At 67.7% G+C, this 18,169-nt stretch carries 15 protein-coding genes, 1 tRNA gene and 1 pseudogene; 7 read left to right on the plus strand and 10 right to left on the minus strand.

What is annotated here, in order from left to right:
- Nucleotides 1–37: 37 nt before the first annotated feature.
- Nucleotides 38–397, minus strand: a complete 360-nt coding sequence (locus ACIRQH_RS24180; protein ID WP_388929902.1) for a winged helix-turn-helix transcriptional regulator — start codon at nt 395–397, stop codon at nt 38–40.
- Nucleotides 398–466: 69 nt separating this feature from the next.
- On the opposite strand from ACIRQH_RS24180, the gene ACIRQH_RS24185 reads away from it, so the two are divergent.
- Together ACIRQH_RS24185 and ACIRQH_RS24190 are read left to right on the plus strand one after the other, a co-directional pair.
- Nucleotides 467–1,027, plus strand: a complete 561-nt coding sequence (locus ACIRQH_RS24185; protein WP_388864798.1) for a carboxymuconolactone decarboxylase family protein — start codon at nt 467–469, stop codon at nt 1,025–1,027.
- 289 nt (nt 1,028–1,316) lie between these two features.
- A complete protein-coding gene (locus ACIRQH_RS24190; RefSeq protein WP_388864796.1) occupies nt 1,317–1,610 on the plus strand; it encodes a DUF1330 domain-containing protein in 294 nt (97 codons plus the stop codon).
- 303 nt (nt 1,611–1,913) lie between these two features.
- Here ACIRQH_RS24190 and lepB read toward each other — a convergent pair.
- Together lepB and ACIRQH_RS24200 are read right to left on the minus strand one after the other, a co-directional pair.
- Nucleotides 1,914–2,804 (minus strand): annotated as a pseudogene (gene lepB, locus ACIRQH_RS24195) (signal peptidase I); the annotation flags it as partial.
- 113 nt (nt 2,805–2,917) lie between these two features.
- The gene (locus ACIRQH_RS24200) at nt 2,918–3,316 is read right to left on the minus strand and encodes a hypothetical protein (protein ID WP_404226979.1); all 399 of its coding nucleotides are present in this window, start codon (nt 3,314–3,316) and stop codon (nt 2,918–2,920) included.
- A gap of 523 nt (nt 3,317–3,839) precedes the next feature.
- Here ACIRQH_RS24200 and ACIRQH_RS24205 point away from each other — a divergent pair.
- Nucleotides 3,840–4,292 carry a hypothetical protein gene (locus ACIRQH_RS24205; protein ID WP_404226980.1) on the plus strand — a complete coding sequence of 151 codons (453 nt, stop codon included), beginning with the start codon at nt 3,840–3,842 and terminating at the stop codon, nt 4,290–4,292.
- Nucleotides 4,293–4,993: 701 nt separating this feature from the next.
- Nucleotides 4,994–6,769, plus strand: coding sequence for a pentapeptide repeat-containing protein (locus ACIRQH_RS24210; protein ID WP_404226981.1), 1,776 nt, complete (start codon nt 4,994–4,996; stop codon nt 6,767–6,769).
- A 647-nt stretch (nt 6,770–7,416) separates the two neighbouring features.
- Here ACIRQH_RS24210 and ACIRQH_RS24215 read toward each other — a convergent pair.
- The 4 genes from ACIRQH_RS24215 to ACIRQH_RS24230 all read right to left on the minus strand — a co-directional run bounded on the left by ACIRQH_RS24215 (nt 7,417) and on the right by ACIRQH_RS24230 (nt 9,923).
- Nucleotides 7,417–7,698, minus strand: a complete 282-nt coding sequence (locus tag ACIRQH_RS24215; protein WP_404226982.1) for a hypothetical protein — start codon at nt 7,696–7,698, stop codon at nt 7,417–7,419.
- A 318-nt stretch (nt 7,699–8,016) separates the two neighbouring features.
- Nucleotides 8,017–8,508, minus strand: coding sequence for a hypothetical protein (locus ACIRQH_RS24220; RefSeq protein ID WP_404226983.1), 492 nt, complete (start codon nt 8,506–8,508; stop codon nt 8,017–8,019).
- Nucleotides 8,505–9,029 carry a hypothetical protein gene (locus ACIRQH_RS24225; protein ID WP_404226984.1) on the minus strand — a complete coding sequence of 175 codons (525 nt, stop codon included), beginning with the start codon at nt 9,027–9,029 and terminating at the stop codon, nt 8,505–8,507. Before ACIRQH_RS24225 ends, ACIRQH_RS24220 begins: the two co-directional genes overlap by 4 nt.
- Nucleotides 9,030–9,521: 492 nt before the next feature.
- A complete protein-coding gene (locus ACIRQH_RS24230; protein ID WP_389860867.1) occupies nt 9,522–9,923 on the minus strand; it encodes a hypothetical protein in 402 nt (133 codons plus the stop codon).
- Between the two features lie 504 nt (nt 9,924–10,427).
- On the opposite strand from ACIRQH_RS24230, the gene ACIRQH_RS24235 reads away from it, so the two are divergent.
- Nucleotides 10,428–11,465, plus strand: a complete 1,038-nt coding sequence (locus tag ACIRQH_RS24235; RefSeq protein WP_404226985.1) for a tyrosine-type recombinase/integrase — start codon at nt 10,428–10,430, stop codon at nt 11,463–11,465.
- A 92-nt stretch (nt 11,466–11,557) separates the two neighbouring features.
- Here ACIRQH_RS24235 and ACIRQH_RS24240 read toward each other — a convergent pair.
- Nucleotides 11,558–11,632 (minus strand) — tRNA-Val (locus ACIRQH_RS24240).
- Nucleotides 11,633–11,855: 223 nt separating this feature from the next.
- On the opposite strand from ACIRQH_RS24240, the gene ACIRQH_RS24245 reads away from it, so the two are divergent.
- Both ACIRQH_RS24245 and ACIRQH_RS24250 read left to right on the plus strand, forming a co-directional pair.
- Nucleotides 11,856–12,644 carry a DUF4097 family beta strand repeat-containing protein gene (locus tag ACIRQH_RS24245; protein ID WP_388864788.1) on the plus strand — a complete coding sequence of 263 codons (789 nt, stop codon included), beginning with the start codon at nt 11,856–11,858 and terminating at the stop codon, nt 12,642–12,644.
- Nucleotides 12,645–13,066: 422 nt separating this feature from the next.
- Nucleotides 13,067–14,404: a hypothetical protein gene (locus ACIRQH_RS24250; RefSeq protein ID WP_388864786.1), complete on the plus strand. Its 1,338-nt coding sequence runs from the start codon at nt 13,067–13,069 to the stop codon at nt 14,402–14,404.
- A gap of 301 nt (nt 14,405–14,705) precedes the next feature.
- Here the strand turns inward: ACIRQH_RS24250 and ACIRQH_RS24255 are convergent, their stop codons facing one another.
- Nucleotides 14,706–16,007 carry a hypothetical protein gene (locus ACIRQH_RS24255; RefSeq protein ID WP_388864784.1) on the minus strand — a complete coding sequence of 434 codons (1,302 nt, stop codon included), beginning with the start codon at nt 16,005–16,007 and terminating at the stop codon, nt 14,706–14,708.
- A 93-nt stretch (nt 16,008–16,100) separates the two neighbouring features.
- Entirely contained in the window at nt 16,101–18,068 is a 1,968-nt protein-coding gene (locus ACIRQH_RS24260; protein ID WP_404227040.1) for a transglycosylase domain-containing protein, read from the minus strand.
- Nucleotides 18,069–18,169: the final 101 nt, after the last annotated feature.

An 18,169-nucleotide genomic window follows, 5' to 3' on the forward strand; every position in this document is an offset into this window, starting at 1 on the left:
CTACGTGGGGGGTGGATGTTCTGCCGTCGGCGCGCCGTCAGCTCTCCCCGTCTCCTGCGGGGCCGGTATCCATTTCCTCGGCCCATCGCCGACTCCACGCGTTCAGTGGGCTGAGCGCTTCGACGAGGTCCTCGCCGAGCCGGGTGAGGTGATAGGCGTCGCCGTGCAGAGTGAGCACGCGGGCGCCGGTCAGCTCGCCCAGCCGGGTGCTGAGCACGCTCGATGACATGCGTTCACAACGGCGCTGCAACTCCCGGAAGCCTGCGGGGGCTTGGCTCAGTTCCCACAGGATGCGCAGTGTCCAGCGCCGTCCGAGCAGATCGAGTGCAGCCATGACCGGGCGCCCCGAGCTGGACCCTCGTACGGGTGAGCCCGGCCGAGGCGTTCTGGCTTCCATGCCTACTCCTTGCGCTTCGGTTTTCAAAGCATCATAGTGATGCTTCGAAAACCGAAGCAGGAGGTGCCCGTGCCGCGCATCGAACCGCTCACCCCGCCATATACCGCGCCCATCGACCAGGCACTGCGCCGTTGGATGCCTCCCGGCGTGACACACGAGCCGCTCACTCTGTTCCGCGTACTGCACCGCAACCCGGAACTGGCCTCACGCATGTTCGCCCTGGGGGCCGGCCTGCTGGGCCACGGACTTCTTCCCGCCATCGACCGCGAGATCGTCATCGCCCGGGTGACCGCACGCTCCGGCTGCGGCTACGAATGGGGGGCACACGCCGCGACCCTCGCCCGGCAGGCCGGACTGAGCCAGGAACAGCTCCAGGCCACCACCGACATCGACGTCGCGGCCGACACCGCGTGGCCGCCTTGTCATGCGGCCCTGCTCAACGCCGTCGACGAACTGCACGACACAGCGCAGCTCTCACAACCCACCTGGGATGCCCTGGGCGTCCACTACGAAGACGCCCAACTCCTGGAGTTCCTCGTGCTGGCCGGCTGGTACCGAACCATCAGCTACCTGGCGAACGGGCTCCTCCTGGAGGAAGAGCCCTGGGGCACCCCGTTCCCAGCACGGTGAGCCCTTTCCAACGTCACGCCGAGCCGGCCAGATGTAGAGCGAGGACGGCTCGGGCGGACATCGTTCACGACTTCATCCAGACAGAAGCGCCTGGTGAACCGAGCGATCGGCGCGAGTCGCAGGCAGGGCTCCATAGCCGACTGAGACATCGTCTCGTCTCAACAGCACACCACCATCAGCCAGTCCCTTGCGAACCGTCCTCCGAAATGCCCGGTGATCCGTCGCCGGGCCGATCGATCCGAGTGTCGACTCGAAGCCTGGCACGTCTGTCCGAACACAGGAGGTTTCCATGGCCAAGGGCTACTGGGTCAGCGTCTACCGCACCATTTCCGACGCCGAGAAGCTGGCCGCCTACAACGAGCTGGCCGGTCCGGCCGTCCGGTCCGGGGGCGGGCGGGTGCTCGCCCGCGGCGGTCGGGTCGTCGCCCACGACGCCGGCATCGCCGAGCGCACCGTCCTGATCGAGTTCGACACCTTCGAACAGGCGGTCGCGGCACGCGAGAGCGCGGCATACCAGGAGGCGCTGGTCGCCCTGTCCGACGGCGTCGAGCGCGACTTCCGCATCATCGAAGGCATCGACTGACCGGCGCACCGACGTCCAGGCCGGCCTGGCGACCCCGCTGGCCCGTCGGCTGCCCGATGCGCCCCGAGCGCGGACAAGGAACAGGCCCAGGTCCCGGCACCACACCGGTCGACCTGGGCCTTCACCACGTTCGTCCCCACCCACATCCGTCGGACGTGCCTGTCGGCACACCTCAACAGCGATCGACAGATCCGCCGGCCGTCACGCTCACGCCGGGAAAGCACGAGGCCATAGCGCTTCAGGGGCTGCCCGCATCCGGGGCCGAGCGGAACCGCTCCGCTCACGCGACGCTCCCTACCGCGACACCGGTAGCGACGCCCACCGGCTGACCGGCCATACGACGACGAAGGCCCGGCCGATGACTTGGTCCTCGTCGACGGTGCCACCGCCAGGCCGGTCCTGGTGGTACCGGGAGTCCCAGGAGTCCTGGCGGTGGTCACCCATCACCCAGAGCTTCCCTTCCGGCACCTTGATCGGCCCGAAGGGGTTGTCACCGCAGGGGGTGTTCCCGGGGTGGATGAACGGTTCGTCCATCGCCTTCCCGTTGACCTTCACAGGACCGCTTCCCGAGCATTCCACGGTGTCGCCGCCGACCGCGATCACCCGCTTGATCAGGTCCTTCTCGTCCGCCGACGGCATCAGGCCGACGAAGCTGAGAACCTTCTGCACCGCGTTCGGCTCCTCGGCCTTCCCAGGAAGCCAGCCACCCGGGTCATGGAAGACGACGACCTCTCCGCGCTGCGGCTCGGATCCGAACCACGGCGTCAGCTTGTCGACCAGCACGCGGTCGCCCGTCTGCAGCGTGTTCTGCATCGAGTCGGAAGGAATCGAGAACGCCTGCACGAAGAACGTCTTGATGACCAGCGCCAGCAACAACGCGATGCCGAGGAGGATCGGCAACTCCTTCCAGAAGGAGCGCACTCTCCGCCGGCCCTCGACCGCCACCTCGTCGTCGGTGTCGTCATCCCCGGATCTCGACTGAGCGCCAGCGACAAGATCTCCCACAACCACGCCTCCCACCCCTGCGCCCGACGCCGGGCGACCATGTCCGAAGTGGCCCCTCGCCCGCACGACACCGGGCCCACCACAGGCACAACGAGCGGGAGTTCCCGGACTGTCGGAGCCCCACCTCACCTCCGGCCCGGGCCGAGCTGGGCGCTCGGCGCTCTCCGCGCGAGGGGCCGGGGTGGGCATGCCGGCGTTCTGGCGGGAAGGCCTTCTTGCGGGAGGCCTTCCCGCGGGTCTTGTAAAGCTGCTGGGCGAATTCGACCCGCTGAAGAGGCCCAGGTCGGTGTCAGCCGCTGATGTCAGCCCGGCGAAGCGGTCTTGGCCCGAGGCTGGAGGAGTTCGCGATTCTTGGCGACCCAGCGCGCGATGACGTAGATCAGTCCGATCGTGGCGGCCACGCCGGTGAGCGCGAGGGTGGGAAAGCGGTCGTCGCCATCCGGGTAGCGGTCACCGCACAGCCGGACCAGTCGAGGCTGCTCGCCCGACGCCTCCAGGCACACTCGGTCGCCCTTTCGTGGCAGTGGATAGCCGCCGTTGAGTACTTTGCGGGTGCTGTGACGGTGGCCTGCCAGGGCGTAGACCATGTCAGCCCTGACCGGCTGGCCATGGCCGGCTGCAGGCACGACGTGGTGAACGACCGCAGTGACCCGTATCCCGGTGTTGTCGAGCAGCTCGGCCTGCTGCCACTCGTATGCCATCGGGATTCCCATGAGGCAGACAACACCGAGGAAAACCGCGGCGAAGAGTGCATGCCACCGGTGTCCGGGGGCCTGCGGCCTCGGAATTCTCAATGCCGCCCATCCCTTTCACGTCGACGATCGCGAGCTCCGACCGCTGGAACTCGGCCGCTCCTCGGAAACGCCTGAGGGGTCGCTGGGCTCCACTCTGCGCGGTGTGGAGGTGTTTTGCCCGGGCCGAAGCCTCACACATGCGCTGGTCCAGGGCACTGCCGGTTCCCGGCAGAGAGTGCTGCCGAACCTTGCTGGACGTGCACCTCACCGACGCTCCCGGACTGCCGGGCCCGATCCCGGATCCGGACCGCCGTCCTGCCCGGCGGTGTCACCGTCGCGGCTACAGCGAGATCGCTTGGCTCCCTCTGCTGCCGGACATTCGACCTGGGCACAGCCGTGGCGTACTCGATGTGTCCATGGCTGATGTACTCGGGCGGAACTGAGTACGTGCGCCCTGGTCGGTGATCGCACGAGAGAAGACTCTTGGGTCATGCCTCAAAGACCACTGAAACCTGTTCTCCAGCTGGTGTCGATCCTTCTGCTGGCCGGGCTGTCGCTAGCACTGTGGGCGGCCTGGCTGGGCTGGGACCAGCATCGTGACGTGCACCCCGACGGCTCGACGACCGGTCCCTACGAGGCCTGGCAGGTGATCGGGCTGGGGCTGACCCTCCTGGCACCGGTGTACTGGGCGGCATCCCGGAGCTACACCGCAGGCGCCGTGTTCGGCACCACGGCCGGGCTCACCGCCGCCGCGTATGCCGACTGGTCGGACGACGCCAGCGGCCTCTTCGGGGTCGGCGTGGGGCTGGTCATGATGGGAAGCCTCGCCGTCACCGCCGCCGTTTCCGCGATCGCCTCTGCGATACGACGCAGCGGCCCTCCCGACATCGACGGCACTTCGCTGCCGTACAACAACGGCTCCGGAGGCCCCCTCCAGACCTGATCGCCGACTACGAGGACGGCCGGATCAAGAAGACGAAGCGGCCTCCGCCCGACCCGTCTGGCACCTGAGTTGCACTGCCGCCCCCAGCAGCCGAAAAAGATCAAGGCCCAGGCATCCGGCTTCACGCTGGCTGACCTGGGCCTCGTCACGTCCTGGACTGGTGGGCGCGGACGGTTTCGAACCGCCGACATCCGCCTTGTAAGGGCGGACGTGGTCTTCTGCCTGTCCGCCCAGGTCACTACGGCTGTAGCCGCAGCCCAGATAATCGGTGCTTCTCGACTGCTACGAGCCGTCGTTGACCGTGGCTAACCGCACGATGTGGCACGCCTGTGGCACGAGACCCGCTTCGTCCCGAAGCTTGGGCGGGCCCCATACTTGGGCTGGCCTGGCTCTTACCTGCGCTGACGGTCCGCACTCGTCCGCCTCTGTCTGTCGGTGTTGTCACGCAGTTAGACACTCACGGGGCATCACTTGGATCCATTGACCTGCGGGGCAACCGCGTTGGCATCTGACACTCTCAGACTGGTCTCCCCTGGCTCCCCACACGGTCTGGCACGCATCTGGCACGAGTTGGGCAGTGCCTGGACCCTCTCGCGGAACGCAACACCCGTCTTGCTGAGAGCGCGTTGCGCCAGAGCTCGGATGCGGTTGGCTATGACGAGTGCGGAACTTGCATCCGTGTCCGACCGTCTCCTTCTGATATGACGCCTCTGCTCTCCGATGTCACGCCGTCCTGGCCGTGTTGTGGACACGTCTCCCTTTCGGCCGACACTCGTGAACGCTGCCTTGGACGCCGGGTTGATCCGTACCGTAGATGTCTGGCCCACCTCGGCGACGATCACCGTGCCGCCTACCTCGCGCAGCTGGGACCTGGAAGCGATTTGGATCACCGCGGCACTTTCATCACCGAGAGCCTTCTTGCCCTGCTCCTCGATGCCGTTCGGGATCCCGATACCCAGCAAGTCGTCCTCGGCACTGTCCGTTTCGACGGAGCGCGGTTTCTCGGTGACGTTGATTTCTGCGGCGCATATATCAAGGGTGAGGCCAGTTTTGAACAGGCAACGTTCCTGGGCACCGCCCGTTTCGTGGCAACCACGTTCGCTGAGGATGCGAGGTTTGAGCGGACGCTATTCCGAGGTGCCCAGTTCCGCGAAGCGGCCTTCGACAGCAACGCGTGGTTCGGGCAGGCGCAGTTCACCGACGACGTTCGTTTCGACAGAGTGCGGTTTTCAGGGCACGCCAGGTTCGGACTTGCCGCCTTCTCCGGCAACGCCGCGTTCGACGGGGCTCACTTTATAGGGAGCGTCGGGCTTCAGGGCGCCCACGTCCGCGGCTGTGCCTGGTTCGACGGAGCTACGTTTGAATGCGCCTCACGGCTGGGGCCCCTGGTGTGCGAAGAGGCCGTGGATCTGTCCCGGGTGATCTTCACGGCTCCGGTCGTCATCGAGGCAGCGACGATGAGGATCTGGTGCACACAGACAGAATGGGCCGCAAAAGCGACCCTGCGTCTGCGGTACGCCACCGTGGACCTCACCGATGCCGTCCTCGCCCACCCCTTCAGCATCATTGCCCAGACGGGCCCGTTCACAGATCGGACCGGAACAGAGCGAACGCAAGAAGCTCTGGAAGAGGGGGTTCTTGCTGGCAGCGATGCGAGAGTGCACGTAGCCTCTCTTGGAGGCGTGGATGCAGCCCACGTAGTGCTCCACAACGTAGACCTGACCCGCTGCCTGCTGTCCGGCGCGGTACACCTCGACCAACTACGCCTGGAGGGTGGGTACCTCCTTGCCCCTCCGCCCGCGGGCGTACGCCGACGCGGGCTTTTACCGGTGCGATGGACCAAACGGCGGACGCTGGCCGAGGAACAGCACTGGCGCGCTGCCCAGGGCCAGGGCGCATGGATGGCAGCGCCGACCGGGGTGAAGGTCGTGGAGCCGACGGAGTTGGCCTCGGTATACCGGCAACTTCGCAAATCCTTCGAGGACGGCAAGAACGAGCCTGACGCCGCAGACTTCTACTACGGCGAGATGGAGATGCGCCGCCACGACCGAAACCGGCCCCGGGCAGAGCGCACGCTGCTCTCCCTTTACTGGGCCCTATCGGGCTACGGGATGCGCGCATCCCGTGCTCTGGGCTGGCTGTTGGGCGCCATGGCGGCAACCGCGCTCGTGATGACGCTGTGGGGCATACCGAAGGTAGTCGCAAAGTCCGAGAGCACCGGCAGGCTGACCGGCCAGAGCATTTCGATGACGAGTGGCACGACCGATCCCATCGATCCCAACGGACCGTTCGGCCAGCGCATAAACTCACAGCGATTCGAGAGGTCCTTGCGCGTAGTGATCAACTCAGTAGTGTTCCGGGCATCGAGCCAGGATTTGACCACTGCGGGAACATACGTCGAGATGCTGTCCCGCATCGTCGAACCTGCCCTCCTTGCCCTCGCAGTACTTGCCGTCCGCTGTCGCGTCAAACGGTAGTGGGCTTGCGGTAACGCCCCCGGCCGCAAGAGCCGCATGGATGGGCAACCGGCGAGACTTGCCGTCGGAATCGCATGCTTAGTGGCCTTCGCAGCAGGGCTAGCGATGACTGCGGTGCCGCATCTCTGACCAGAGGGCCCGATCGCTGGAGGAGCCTCCCGACACCAGCTTTAGGAGTTCGATCCCCTCTCGCCCCGGATGGGACTCACCTCGGTCACAGGTGCCGCACGCGGGTGCTGAGTGTCGCCGCCGTCCGGGGGCGTTGATGTCAACGTTGGATGTCAGCTGAAGAGCTCCGGCACAGGGCAGACCAAAGGCTCATTCGGCCTGTCGGCCCAGTTCCACCAGACATGCCGACTGTTGCACCTCCACAATGTCCGGCGGGTCCGCCGGCCATCGTCCTCCCGCCCGCAGAGGACGAAACCGCCAGACTTCATGGGCTGGCTGCACTCGGGACAGGCCAGGGCGTCGTCGGTCATGCCGCGCACCTGAACGGAGCGACCGCTTTGGCCCGCAGCAATGAGAGCGACTGTTGTGACCTGCGGCCGGACCACCTGTAACCTGCACGAACTGTCTGCGAGCGTCCGTGGTTGTGCGCCCCTGTGCGAGGTCGTTGTAACGCAGTTAGACGCTCAGCCCGCATTCCTTTACAGGCCGCGTAGGGCCTCGTAGAGATCGTCGTAGGCTGTCCAACAGTCGATGCTGCCATCGTCATTCAGGCTGCCCATGTACCAGTCGTCATCATCGACAGGCTTCACGATGCACAGGCTGTGGAACCCGAGAACGATCTCAGGGTGCAGTACCTCGTGAGGGTCGGAGGCAACCCACTTCACTGCCCGGGTTGGGTCTAGGGCGATAGCCCCTTGGTCGCCGGAGACGTCGCGGATTCGCTGAAGCGTCCATCCTGGGGGTAGCTGCGCGTCTGCCATCCACGGATGATCTCACCCACCATCGAGGATCACCTCTTTAGGAGCGACGACCTCACCGCCAACCACGCTACGCCTTCTGAGCCGTAGCTCTAGCGAGAGTGGTCAGCGGCGGCCATTACCGGGCTCTGAATGGAAACCATCGGACGCAGACGGTTGCTGGGCTGCTGCGGTTCGCTGCTGTACGGCCTGAGCCATTTCCAACTCAGCCTGAAGTTAGAAAGGGTCCCCTGCCTTGGTGGTGGGCTTGGTTCCGATCATTCGTAGGGTCACTGAATGCCGCCCAGCATCGTTGCTGGGCGGCATTCCTCTACGCCCGGATCAGATTGCGTCTATCTGCCAGGCAATCATGCCAGTCGATCCCTTGGCCCCGTCGACATCAATGTGTACCCGCTTGTGTATCGTGATCCGTTGCTGGACCACTGACTGATCACACGGCACCCTGGTCTCTGCGCCGGCGCTCACCGGTACGAATGTCAACTGGGCGCTGCCACTACCGAAACAAACCAGGTTGAGCCTGTAAGTCTTACCCTCGCTCAGGGTGGGCTCAGTGTGGATTCCGTCGTTTACCCGCTCAACTCCGGCCTCGACCAGCTTCCCGCTGTGGACGGCGGCCAGGGCCGCCTGGGCCTGCGCGGTGAGCTTCTTCTCGGACGGCCCTGTAGCCGTCCGCGACTTGCTCGGCATGGACGGCGACGGCGGAGCGCTGATGGCCTCCCCCTCACCCCTGCTGGAGGTGCACGACGCAAGCAGGAATGCCGACGCTGCCACGGCGCACGCGGCAAGGTACACCCGGGGATTCGAATAGGTCATGACGAAGTCTCCCAGAACTTCCATCCAGTCTCCGACGTCGGCAGTGTCGCGGTCCCGTGACCGAGTTCCTCGACTCCGCAGGATCCCACGCGTCGGTATTTCTTCCAGGCGACCTTGTACCCCCACGAGCCGTACTGCAGGTGTCCGTACTTATTGCGGTGGATGTCGTGGGAGTAGTTGTGTCCTGTGGTGATGGTCGCGCTTGCGCCGACGCGCACGCTCACCGAGGTCTTGGCCTTGGCGATGATGGCGTTCGTCTGGGCTTCGACGGTGCCGGTTACGTCCGCACTGATCGTGCCGGCCTTGGTGACCGAAACGCTCATCGTGCCGCCGGGACCGTCCTTGTACTTGGTCCCGTTCCACCATGACGGGATGAAGTAGTGCTTCTTCGACGTAATGCTGTACCAGTAGTAGGGGCCGTCGCAGTAGTAGGGCGTCTTCTCCAATACCGGCTGCTCGGTCTCATCCTCCCACCCCTGACGGTCGTTGATGTCCGTCGTCTGGTCAGCGGATATCGCCATGTCGTCGGACGGCTCTTCCGTAGCGGCAGCAGTGCCCGCAGTCGCGAAGCAGAGAAGCAACGCGGTGGCAGCGCTGGTCATGGCGCGCCTTGAACCGATGCCCATGTGACACCTTTCGGTGGACCGCCCCCGTGGCGATCGAGTACTTGGACACTATGCAGAGATCATGCACGCGACAATCCCATGATCGGATTCCTGAGGGGAACTTGAGGGTCCGACAAGCTCGGGCTGATGCCTTCCGCCTTGAAACGAAATCTCAGAGTCCCGATCGGTGGAGTCGTAATGACGCCGCCGGGTCATCGGATCGCGGAGGATAGATCTGACCCTCCCGATGCGAACTATGGGCGGGGCGGTCACTGAGGTCTGTCAGGCACGCCAGTCGACTGCCTGGGTCTGGTGGCGGTCGGTCGTGGGTGCGGAGGTTGCTGTACTTCACTGCTGTACCGCAGCCCGGGGCGGCCTGCTTGGACAGGGCAGTTTGACGGCCGGCACTCAACCCCCTTCGGGCGAGCCATCGGACTTGTCCGTGCGCATGAGAATTCCGGGGCAATCTGCATCGACTTCGCCCGTGTAGTGGTTTCGCCAGAAGTAGCGACTGGTGCGCGGCAGCGGCACTTCCACCAGTCGGCCGTCGTGCATCATCCACAAGCCGAAGCAGTCATCTTCCTCGTCGTGGATCAGCACCTGTACGGAGTGCGGGGAGGGCCACGGCTGCGACTCCAGGTCTTCCAGCAGTCCGACCCAGTTGCTCCGTCGCACGAACTCGGCGACCCAGCCATGCCCGGCAGCCGCGAATTGTCCAGACCACTTACGGTTGGGGTCTCGCCGGGTCAGCGGTTCCATGATCTCTTCTGCACTGCTGGCCAACACGATGACCTCGGCGATTCTGCTCATGGCCGAGTATCACCGCAGGTCCGGGAGGAACCGCAAGCAAGTTCCCACTCTGGAATCCGACATCCGCGATCCGCGGGCGACGACGGCGAGAGGTTGGCTTCGAGACTTTGGGCGGGAGCTGCCATGGGGCGAGTGATCATGGCCCCTTAAGCTTCCGGCGAGTCGGGCAGTCTGTGGACCTGCCCGTTAAAGCACGACGTTGGGGCCATGATCTTCGAGGCTCGCCCCATGGTGGCTGCCTAAAGTCTCGGAGCCAACCGGCCTATCAGCGGGTCTACCGTTCTCTACTCGGGCCCGCACTCGCTGCAGCCCAGGGCTTGGCCCCGGCGCCGAAGGCGCAGAGGGGCCAAAGCCCAAGGGCCAGCCCGCGCTCGCGCGGGCACTTGATGAAGTAGAGAAAGTTCTACCGCGCTGCGATCAGGCTCTTGCCGTCGTGGCTTCGCACGTGAGGCCCGTTGCCGTCCAGGCCGCTTCCAGGCCCGCTACCGGGGTCCCGACGGTCTGATGCGGACGGCTGACACGACGTTCGCGACGCAGACAGATGCGGACCGCTGGCTCGTCAAGCAAGAGGCCAAGATCCTCGACGGTGACTGGACGAACCCGGACGTGAAGATTGCGTTCGGTGACTTCGCACAGTCGTGGTTCAAGGATCGTGACTACGCGGCCACCACACGAGAGCGCAACGCCGGCGTGCTCAACCGGCACATCCTGCCGACGTTCCGCACGATCCCCCTCCGGGAGATCACCACTCCGCAGGTACGGCGCTGGCGTACCGACCTCCTCGACGCCGGGGTTGGGCCGGCCACCGTCTCCAAGGCGTACCAAGTCCTACGGGCCGTCATGAACACCGCCGTGGATGACGGGCTGATCGAACGCAATCCGTGCCGGGTCAAGGGCGCGGGCACGGTCACCCACACCGAGCGGCCGTTCCTCTCCGTGCCTGAGGTGTACCGGCTCGCTGACGCGGTCCCGCCGCACTGCCGCGCCCTGGTCCTCCTGGCCGCCTTCGCCGCGCTCCGCTTCGGTGAGCTGGCCGCTCTCCAGCGCCGGGACATCGACCTCGAGGCCCGTACCGTCTCCGTCCGCCGCTCGTACGCCGAGACCCGAGCCGAAGGCCTCACGGTCAAGGCGCCCAAGAGCGCGGCGGGCGTCCGCACCGTGGCGTTCCCGGCCTCGATCGTGCCCGAGCTGGCGCAGCACCTGGCCGAGCACGCAGAGGGCGGCCGGACTGGGCTCGTCTTCGTCGGGGCCCGTGGCGGTGTTCTCCGACGGAACAACTTCCGACGTATTTGGCTCCGCGCCCTCGCCGCGGCCGGCCTCGGTGACGTCCACTTCCACGATCTCCGGCACACCGGGAACACGCTCGCCGCGACCGGCGGAGCCACCACCCGTGAACTGATGCACCGCATGGGCCACTCGTCGGTGCGGGCCGCGCTGATCTATCAGCACCTCGTCAACGGCCGCGACCACCAGATCGCGGACTACGTGGACGGTCAGATCAAGAAGGTGAAGCGACCCCCGCGCGGACCATCTGGCACGTGAGTGGCACGGCGGCGAAAAGTCACCGAGAAAGATCAAGGCCCAGGCACCCGGCTTCACACCGGTTGACCTGGGCCTTAGTCGTGTCCTGAGACTGGTGGGCGCGGACGGTTTCGAACCGCCGACATCCGCCTTGTAAGGGCGGCGCTCTACCCCTGAGCTACGCGCCCAGAACGAGTCGACAGCCTACATTGCCGGGGGGCCGGACCCGCAAACCCGTATCCGGTGGCACGCGGCGGACGTGGGCCGGGCCGGGGGTTATCCCCACCTCCCATCCGGGAGCGGCCCGGATGGGCCCTGGACGCGGGCCCCCATACCTTCGAAGTGGCTTCGTGGACCGGGTCCGGTCGAGGGTGCGGAGCGACTCGCAGACCGTTTCAGGGGGAGATCACCATGGCCCGTACACCTGCACGTACACGAACCCGCCGTGCCGTCGGCGTCGGGGCTGTCGTGGTGGCGGTGCTCGCGGCCGCCACCGCGTGCGGCGCGTCCGCCGGGGACGACAAGGACCCCGAGCACCGTTCCTTCGGGCTGCACGGCCGGACCCTGACCGTCGACTCGGACGACTCCGCGCTCGACCTCGTGGTGTCGGACTCCGCTAAGTCGGACGAGGTCCAGGTCACCCGGTGGTTCCAGGGCCACGTCACCGTCGGCGGGGACCCGAAGGTGACCTGGGCGATGAAGGACGACGACCGGCTGGTCCTGCGGATGAAGTGCTCGGGCGTGATCGCCGACTGCTCCGCCCGCCACCGGATCGTCGTGCCGCGCGGCGTCGCCGTGACGGTGCGGGACGGGGACGGCGGCGTGAGCGCCCGGGGCTTCGCCGAGGCACTGACCATCCGTACGGCCGACGGATCGGTGCGGGTCAGCGACTCCTCGGGGCCGCTCGACCTGCGCAGCGCCGACGGCTCCATCCAGGCGCTCGGCGTGGACGCGCGGAGCGTGCGTGCCCGTACCGAGGACGGCTCGGTACGGCTCGAACTCGCCGCCGTACCCGACCTGGTGGACTCCCGGACCGCCGACGGCTCCGTGTCGATCGTGCTGCCCCACGCCGGCTACCGCGTGACGACGGGGAGCGGCGACGGCTCGGTCCACGTGGACGTGCCGCGTGACGCCTCCAGCACGCACCGTGTCTCGGCTCACACGGGTGATGGAAAGATCACGGTGCGAACCGCGAACTGACCGGCCCGTGTGTTCGTCCCTAACCGGTGGGAGAATGACAGCCGGGCAAGCGGATGACAGCACGGGAGAGGGATGTGACGGCGACACCTTCGCAGCCGTACGCGCCGTTCGCGCGACCAGCGCGGCCGGCCCACCCCCTTCCCGTCAGGCAGGGCCCCGCGCCCGCCGGGCCGCTGCCCGCGCAGCGCGACCGGGCGGAGGACGCCGGCCCAGCGCACGGGCGGCAGCCAGGTGCGTCGGTGGCCGGCTCCCTGCCCGAGCCGCACGACCGTGCGCCGGCAGAGGGCTCCGTGACCGGCCCCGGCCTGGACGACGGTGCGCGGGTGGACGGCTCTCCGTCCCTCCGGCGGCGCGACAGCCGCGCGGGGGCCTCCTCGCGTCGCCTCCCTCCCCTCCGGAGAAGCCCCGCCGCGGAGCGCCCGGTGCGCTCCCCGCGTGCGTACGCCGTCGCCCGTGACGTGCTCACCCTCGTCTCCCTCCCTCTGCTCGCCGCCCTCGTGCTGCCCGCGGCCTTCGCCGGGGGCGGGACGCGGCGGTGGTTCGGCGGGCGGGCCGAGGGGCAGCGGGCCGAGGCACAGGCGGCCAAGGACGCCGCGGCCGCCGCGTTCTACGAGCTCGACACGGCCCAGCGCGACCTGCGCATCTCGATCGAGACGATCACGGCCGTGGACGACTCCCCGGCCGCCCGGCGCGTGGTCTCGGACTTCGAGGCGCTGGGGCGGCGCATCGACGAGGCGAGCCAGAAGTACATCACCGCCGTCGACGCCCACGATCTGGACCGGGACGAGCTGGAGGCGTCGGTCGCCGCCCGGGCCCGCACCGAGTTGACGGCCGCCAAGGACGAGCTGGGCCGGGTGAAGACCGAGCTCGACCGGTTCGAGCAGGGTCTCGGGCCGCTGCTCGGCAAGGCCGAGACCCAGCTCGCCCGGCTCGCCCCGGCCGTCGAGCGCGCCCGGCAGTCCCTCCTGGCCGCGTCGAACGCCCTGGACGCGGTACGGCAGTCGGGGCTCAGGGCCGACGATCTCGCCGCCCGGCTCGCCACGCTCGGCCCCGAGCTGACCAGGCTCAACCAGGGTGCGGGGCAGCACGGTGTGCCGGAGACGCTGGAGCGTGCCGAGCGGGTCTCCCGGGAGGCCGGGGCGGTACGCGCGGAGGCGGAGCGGCTGCCCGAGCGGGCCGCGGAGATCGACCACCGGCTCGTGTCGCTGCGGACCCGCGCCCAGTCGCTGACGACCCGCGCGGGGCAGGTGGAACCGGTGCTGAGCGAGCTGCGGCGGCGGTTCTCCGCGGCCTGCTGGCAGGACCTCCAGCATGTGCCGGAGGCGGCCGAGGAGAACGTACGGCAGGCCGAGGCGAAGCTGAAGGAGGCCCGGGCGGCGCGGGACGCACAGCGCTGGCCGGACGCGACGGCGCTGCTGGCGACGGTGCGCGCGCTGCTGAACAACACGGACGAGGCCGTTTCGGCGGCGGGTGACCGGCTGCGGCGGCTGAACGCCGTGCAGAAGGATCCGCAGGCGGAGATCGACCGGACCCGTTTCGCGATCCGGGACGCGCAGCGGCTGGCCATGGCGGGGCGCAGCACCCCGGATCCTCGACAGGCGCGCCCCCTGGACGAATCCGTCGCGCGGCTCGACCGGGCCGTCGCCACGCTGGAGGGGCGGCACCCCGACTACTGGCACTTCCTGACCGAGACGGAGGCCGTGCGGCGGACGGTGGCGGGGGTCGTCTCCCAGATCCGCGAGGAGCGCGGCGGCGTCTGACGGGGCCGAGGCCGGACCTGGGGGGCGCCTGTCAGCCCCCGGCCACGGCGATACGGGGAAAGCCCTGGTCACCCGGGCCGGTGACGCGCGCAGGCCGGGCCGTCCGCAGGCCGCCCCGGTCCCGCCCGGAAGGCGGGCCGGTGTCACCGCCCGGTGGCCGTCCCCGAGTGGACCTTTACAGGTTCCCCGCAACTGTGTCGGGTTGGCGAAGACTTGGGCCGGAGTGCAACCGAGTCCCTTATGTCCGAGGTAAGTTGATGTTCAAGTCGCCGCGGCGGCCCGCGGGCGCCGCTGCGACCAGCTACTTCACCACCGTCGACCAGTCCGGCGACTGGGCCGGGTCGAGGCTGCGCAGGCGCTCCAGGGTCTCCGGCTTCTGCACGTCGAGCCAGTCGGTCAGTTCACGGAAGGACACACAGCGAACGCCCTTCTTCGGGCACACGTTCTTGATGACCTGGTCGATGGACTTCATGTAGATGCCGCCGTTCCAGTCCTCGAAGTGGTTGCCGATGAACAGCGGTGCCCGGCTGCCGTAGTAGACCCGATCGAAACCAGACATGTACGACTTGACGGTCTCCTGCTCCCACTGCGGGAACTGGACCGGATCTCCGTCGGTCTCCCCGTCGGACTGGTTGTAGAGGAAGTTGAAGTCCATGGACAGGCCTTGGTACTTGCCGTTCTCGTAGGGAAGCATCTGGAGCGGGAAGTCCCAGACGCCCTCCTTCTTGGCGGGCCATATCTGGAAGTCCCCGGCCGAGCTGGCGTCGTAGCGCCAGTCGTACTTCTTCGCCGTGGCCTTCATCGCCTTGAGCAGGTTCTTCTGGCCTTCGAGGCAGGGCGCGCGCCCGCCGCTGATGGCTTTCGCCGGGTCGAAGGGGAGTGCCGGCAGATCGGAGTAGCCGGTGTTGGTCTTCCACTTCTCGACGAAGGAGAAGAACTGGTTGATCTCGCTCTCCCACTCCTCGACGCTCCAGTCCCCGCCGCCCTTGTCGCCGCAGAAGTGGCCGTTGAAGTGGGTGCCGATCTCGTTGCCCGCCTTCCACGCCTTGCCGAGTTCGGCGAGCGTGGTGCGGATGTGCTCGTCGGTCGGGTAGCTGATGGCCGCCGCGCCCGGATCGTGCATCGGAGGCTCGTAGAGCGTCTTCTTGTCCTTGGGCAGCAGGTAGATGCCGGTCAGGAAGAACGTCATGTGGGCGTTGTACTGCTCGGCCAGTTCCCGGTAGTGCGAGAACAGCTTGTCGTCGCCCTGGAGGGCGCCGTCCCAGGAGAAGACGACGAACTGGGGCGGCTTCTCACCGGGCTTGAGCGGTACGGCCTTCAACTCGCCCTTCTGCGGGCCGGTGTAGGACGTGGAGCCGTCGCCGAGGATCTTCGTCCTGCCGTCCCACACCGGCTCCTTCTTCGCCTTGGAGGCGTCGTCGGAGGCGTGCGCGCGGGTGGAGCCGGCCGGTGTGGTGCTGTCCGTGTTCAGGGCCAGGTAGGTGGCGGTCAGGGACGTGACGACGAGGAACGCCGTCATGGCCGCGAAGCCCTGGCGTGCCGAGGCGGCGGCAGAAGGCTGTTCGGGCTCCCGGCGTCGGCGCCGGCTGTGCTTCGAGTTCATACGGGGCACATTCTGCGAGGGGGGTCTGAGGAAGGGGGCACGGCCGGACGGCGGCCGTCGGAGGGGGCCGGTCCGGACGGCCGGCCGACGGGGTCAGCGCAGCGGGCTCATCGCGCCGGACCAGATGCCGTACGGGACGTCGGTCTGGGGTGTGCCGGCGATCCCTTCGAGGGGAAGCGGTTCGAGGCTCTTGGACAGGTCGATGCGGTAGAGGACCACCGCGGTCGAGACCGAGCGGTTCGTGCCGACATACCAGGCCGCCTTGTCGTCCTGTGTGGTGCCCTTCTTGCCCGCCACCTGTGCCGTCGCGGGTGCCGCGCCCGGGTGGGCGGTGCGGAAGGAGTCGGAGAGCGCCTCCGTGACCTCGCGGGCCACCTCCGCGCGCATCGCGCGATGGGGCGCCGGGGTGTCCAGGGTGACGCGGTAGCCGTTGCGGGTGACGCGGCGCACGGAGTACGGCTCGGTGTGCGTCCCGCCCGCGGCGAAGGTGGCGTACGAGTTGGCCATGCGGATCGCGCTCGGCGTGGAGTTGCCCAGGGACAGTGTGGGTACCTGCGGTCCGATGCTGGAGGAGAGCAGGCCGGACGCCTCGGCGGTCGCCCGCAGCTTGTCCAGGCCGGTGTCCATGCCGAGCTGCATGAACGGGGTGTTCACGGACGAGGCGAGTGCCTGCCGCAGCGTGACCTGTCCGTAGTCCTTGTTGCCGTCGTTGTGGGCGGCGACCTTCTTGCCGCTGCGGTCCCAGTAGGGGCCCTCCGGGGTGCTGACCGGGACGCCGTCGTTGCCGTCGTACACGGACTCGGGGGTGACCGGTGTGGCCGCGCCCTCGCGGGTCTTGTGGACACCGTGCTCCAACCCCGCCGCGTAGACGAACGGCAGGAAGGCCGAACCGGCGGGCACGGTGGTCGCGTTGGACTCGTTGTAGCCCTGCGTACGGTGGTCGGGTCCGCCGTAGACGGCGAGGATCCGTCCGTCGGTGGCGATCGAGGCGGCGCCGTAGTGGGCGTTCTTGGCGCTGTCCGAGTCGTCCTTCTTCGCCTTCGCACGGGCCGCCGTGACGGTGCTGGTGAGTGCCTTCTCCCGCTTGCGGTCGAAGGTCGTGTAGATCTGGTAGCCGCCGAGGTCGAAGTCCCGGTCGGAGATGTGGCCGGCCTTCTTCGCGTACTGCGTCGCCAGCTCGACGAGGTAGTCGCTCTGCTTTCCGGTGTCGAACGCCCGGCCCTGCTTGAGCGGTTCGGGGAACTTCGTGTACGTGGCCCGCTCGGAGGCCGACAGCTTGCCCGTCTTGACCATCCGGTCGAGGATCCAGGACCAGCGCTCCACGGCCCGCTTGTGGTTGGCCTCGCTCAGGGTGGGGTCGTAGAGGCCCGCTCCCTTGAGGAGCGAGGCGAGGAAGGCGCCCTCGCTGGCGTTGAGGCGGCTCACGTCCTTGCCGTAGTAGGCCTGGGAGGCCCGCTGGAGGCCGTAGGTGCCGCGCCCGAACCAGCTGGTGTTGAGGTAGCCCTCAAGGATCTTGTCCTTGCTCATCTTGTTGTCGAGCTTGAGGGAGATCATGGCCTCGGTGAACTTGCGGCTCACCGAACGGTTCTGGTTCAGGTAGACGTTCTTGACGTACTGCTGGGTGATCGTGGAGCCGCCCTGGGTGTCGCCCTGGCCGACGGTGCGCACCAGGGCGCGGGTGATGCCCTTGACGGAGATCCCGGGGTCGGAGTAGAAGCTCTCGTTCTCCGCCGCGAGGACGGCCGAGCGGACGTCCGGGGGAATGTCCTTGAGCGGCATGGCCTGGCGGCGCACCCAGCCGGTACGGGCCATGGGGGTGCCGTCCGCCCAGAAGTAGACGTTGTCCTGCTGGGTCGCGTACGTGTTGAGGTTCTGCGGGATGTCCGTCGCCGCGTAGGCGATGACCAGCAGCGAGCCGCTCAGGCCGATGGAGAGCGCGAGGGCGCCGAGCCATTGGCGCCAGGAGGGCAGCCAGCGTCGCCAGCCCACCCGGCCCGGTCGCGGGTAGGCGGGCCTGAGGCGGCGGGCGAAGGGCGCGAGGCGGGCGGCCCGGCGGGACATCGCGGAGGGCTGCGGAGGCTTGCGGCGGGTGCCGCCGGCGCGGTGCGATCCGATCGGGTCAACCACGGCGCGCTCCGGTGCGTGGCCGTCCCGAGGACAAG

Source organism: Streptomyces sp. NPDC102279, assembly GCF_044766365.1.
Lineage (GTDB): Bacteria > Actinomycetota > Actinomycetes > Streptomycetales > Streptomycetaceae > Streptomyces.

Bases quoted from the DNA above. Each gene is read 5' to 3' on its own strand.
- ACIRQH_RS24180 (WP_388929902.1), bottom strand. From the start codon at position 397: ATGGAAGCCAGAACGCCTCGGCCGGGCTCACCCGTACGAGGGTCCAGC.
- ACIRQH_RS24190 (WP_388864796.1), top strand. From the start codon at position 1,317: ATGGCCAAGGGCTACTGGGTCAGCGTCTACCGCACCATTTCCGACGCC.
- ACIRQH_RS24200 (WP_404226979.1), bottom strand. From the start codon at position 3,316: ATGGCATACGAGTGGCAGCAGGCCGAGCTGCTCGACAACACCGGGATA.
- ACIRQH_RS24205 (WP_404226980.1), top strand. From the start codon at position 3,840: ATGCCTCAAAGACCACTGAAACCTGTTCTCCAGCTGGTGTCGATCCTT.
- ACIRQH_RS24210 (WP_404226981.1), top strand. From the start codon at position 4,994: ATGACGCCTCTGCTCTCCGATGTCACGCCGTCCTGGCCGTGTTGTGGA.
- ACIRQH_RS24215 (WP_404226982.1), bottom strand. From the start codon at position 7,698: ATGGCAGACGCGCAGCTACCCCCAGGATGGACGCTTCAGCGAATCCGC.
- ACIRQH_RS24220 (WP_404226983.1), bottom strand. From the start codon at position 8,508: ATGACCTATTCGAATCCCCGGGTGTACCTTGCCGCGTGCGCCGTGGCA.
- ACIRQH_RS24225 (WP_404226984.1), bottom strand. From the start codon at position 9,029: ATGGCGATATCCGCTGACCAGACGACGGACATCAACGACCGTCAGGGG.
- ACIRQH_RS24230 (WP_389860867.1), bottom strand. From the start codon at position 9,923: ATGAGCAGAATCGCCGAGGTCATCGTGTTGGCCAGCAGTGCAGAAGAG.
- ACIRQH_RS24235 (WP_404226985.1), top strand. From the start codon at position 10,428: ATGCGGACGGCTGACACGACGTTCGCGACGCAGACAGATGCGGACCGC.
- ACIRQH_RS24245 (WP_388864788.1), top strand. From the start codon at position 11,856: ATGGCCCGTACACCTGCACGTACACGAACCCGCCGTGCCGTCGGCGTC.
- ACIRQH_RS24255 (WP_388864784.1), bottom strand. From the start codon at position 16,007: ATGAACTCGAAGCACAGCCGGCGCCGACGCCGGGAGCCCGAACAGCCT.
- ACIRQH_RS24260 (WP_404227040.1), bottom strand. From the start codon at position 18,068: ATGTCCCGCCGGGCCGCCCGCCTCGCGCCCTTCGCCCGCCGCCTCAGG.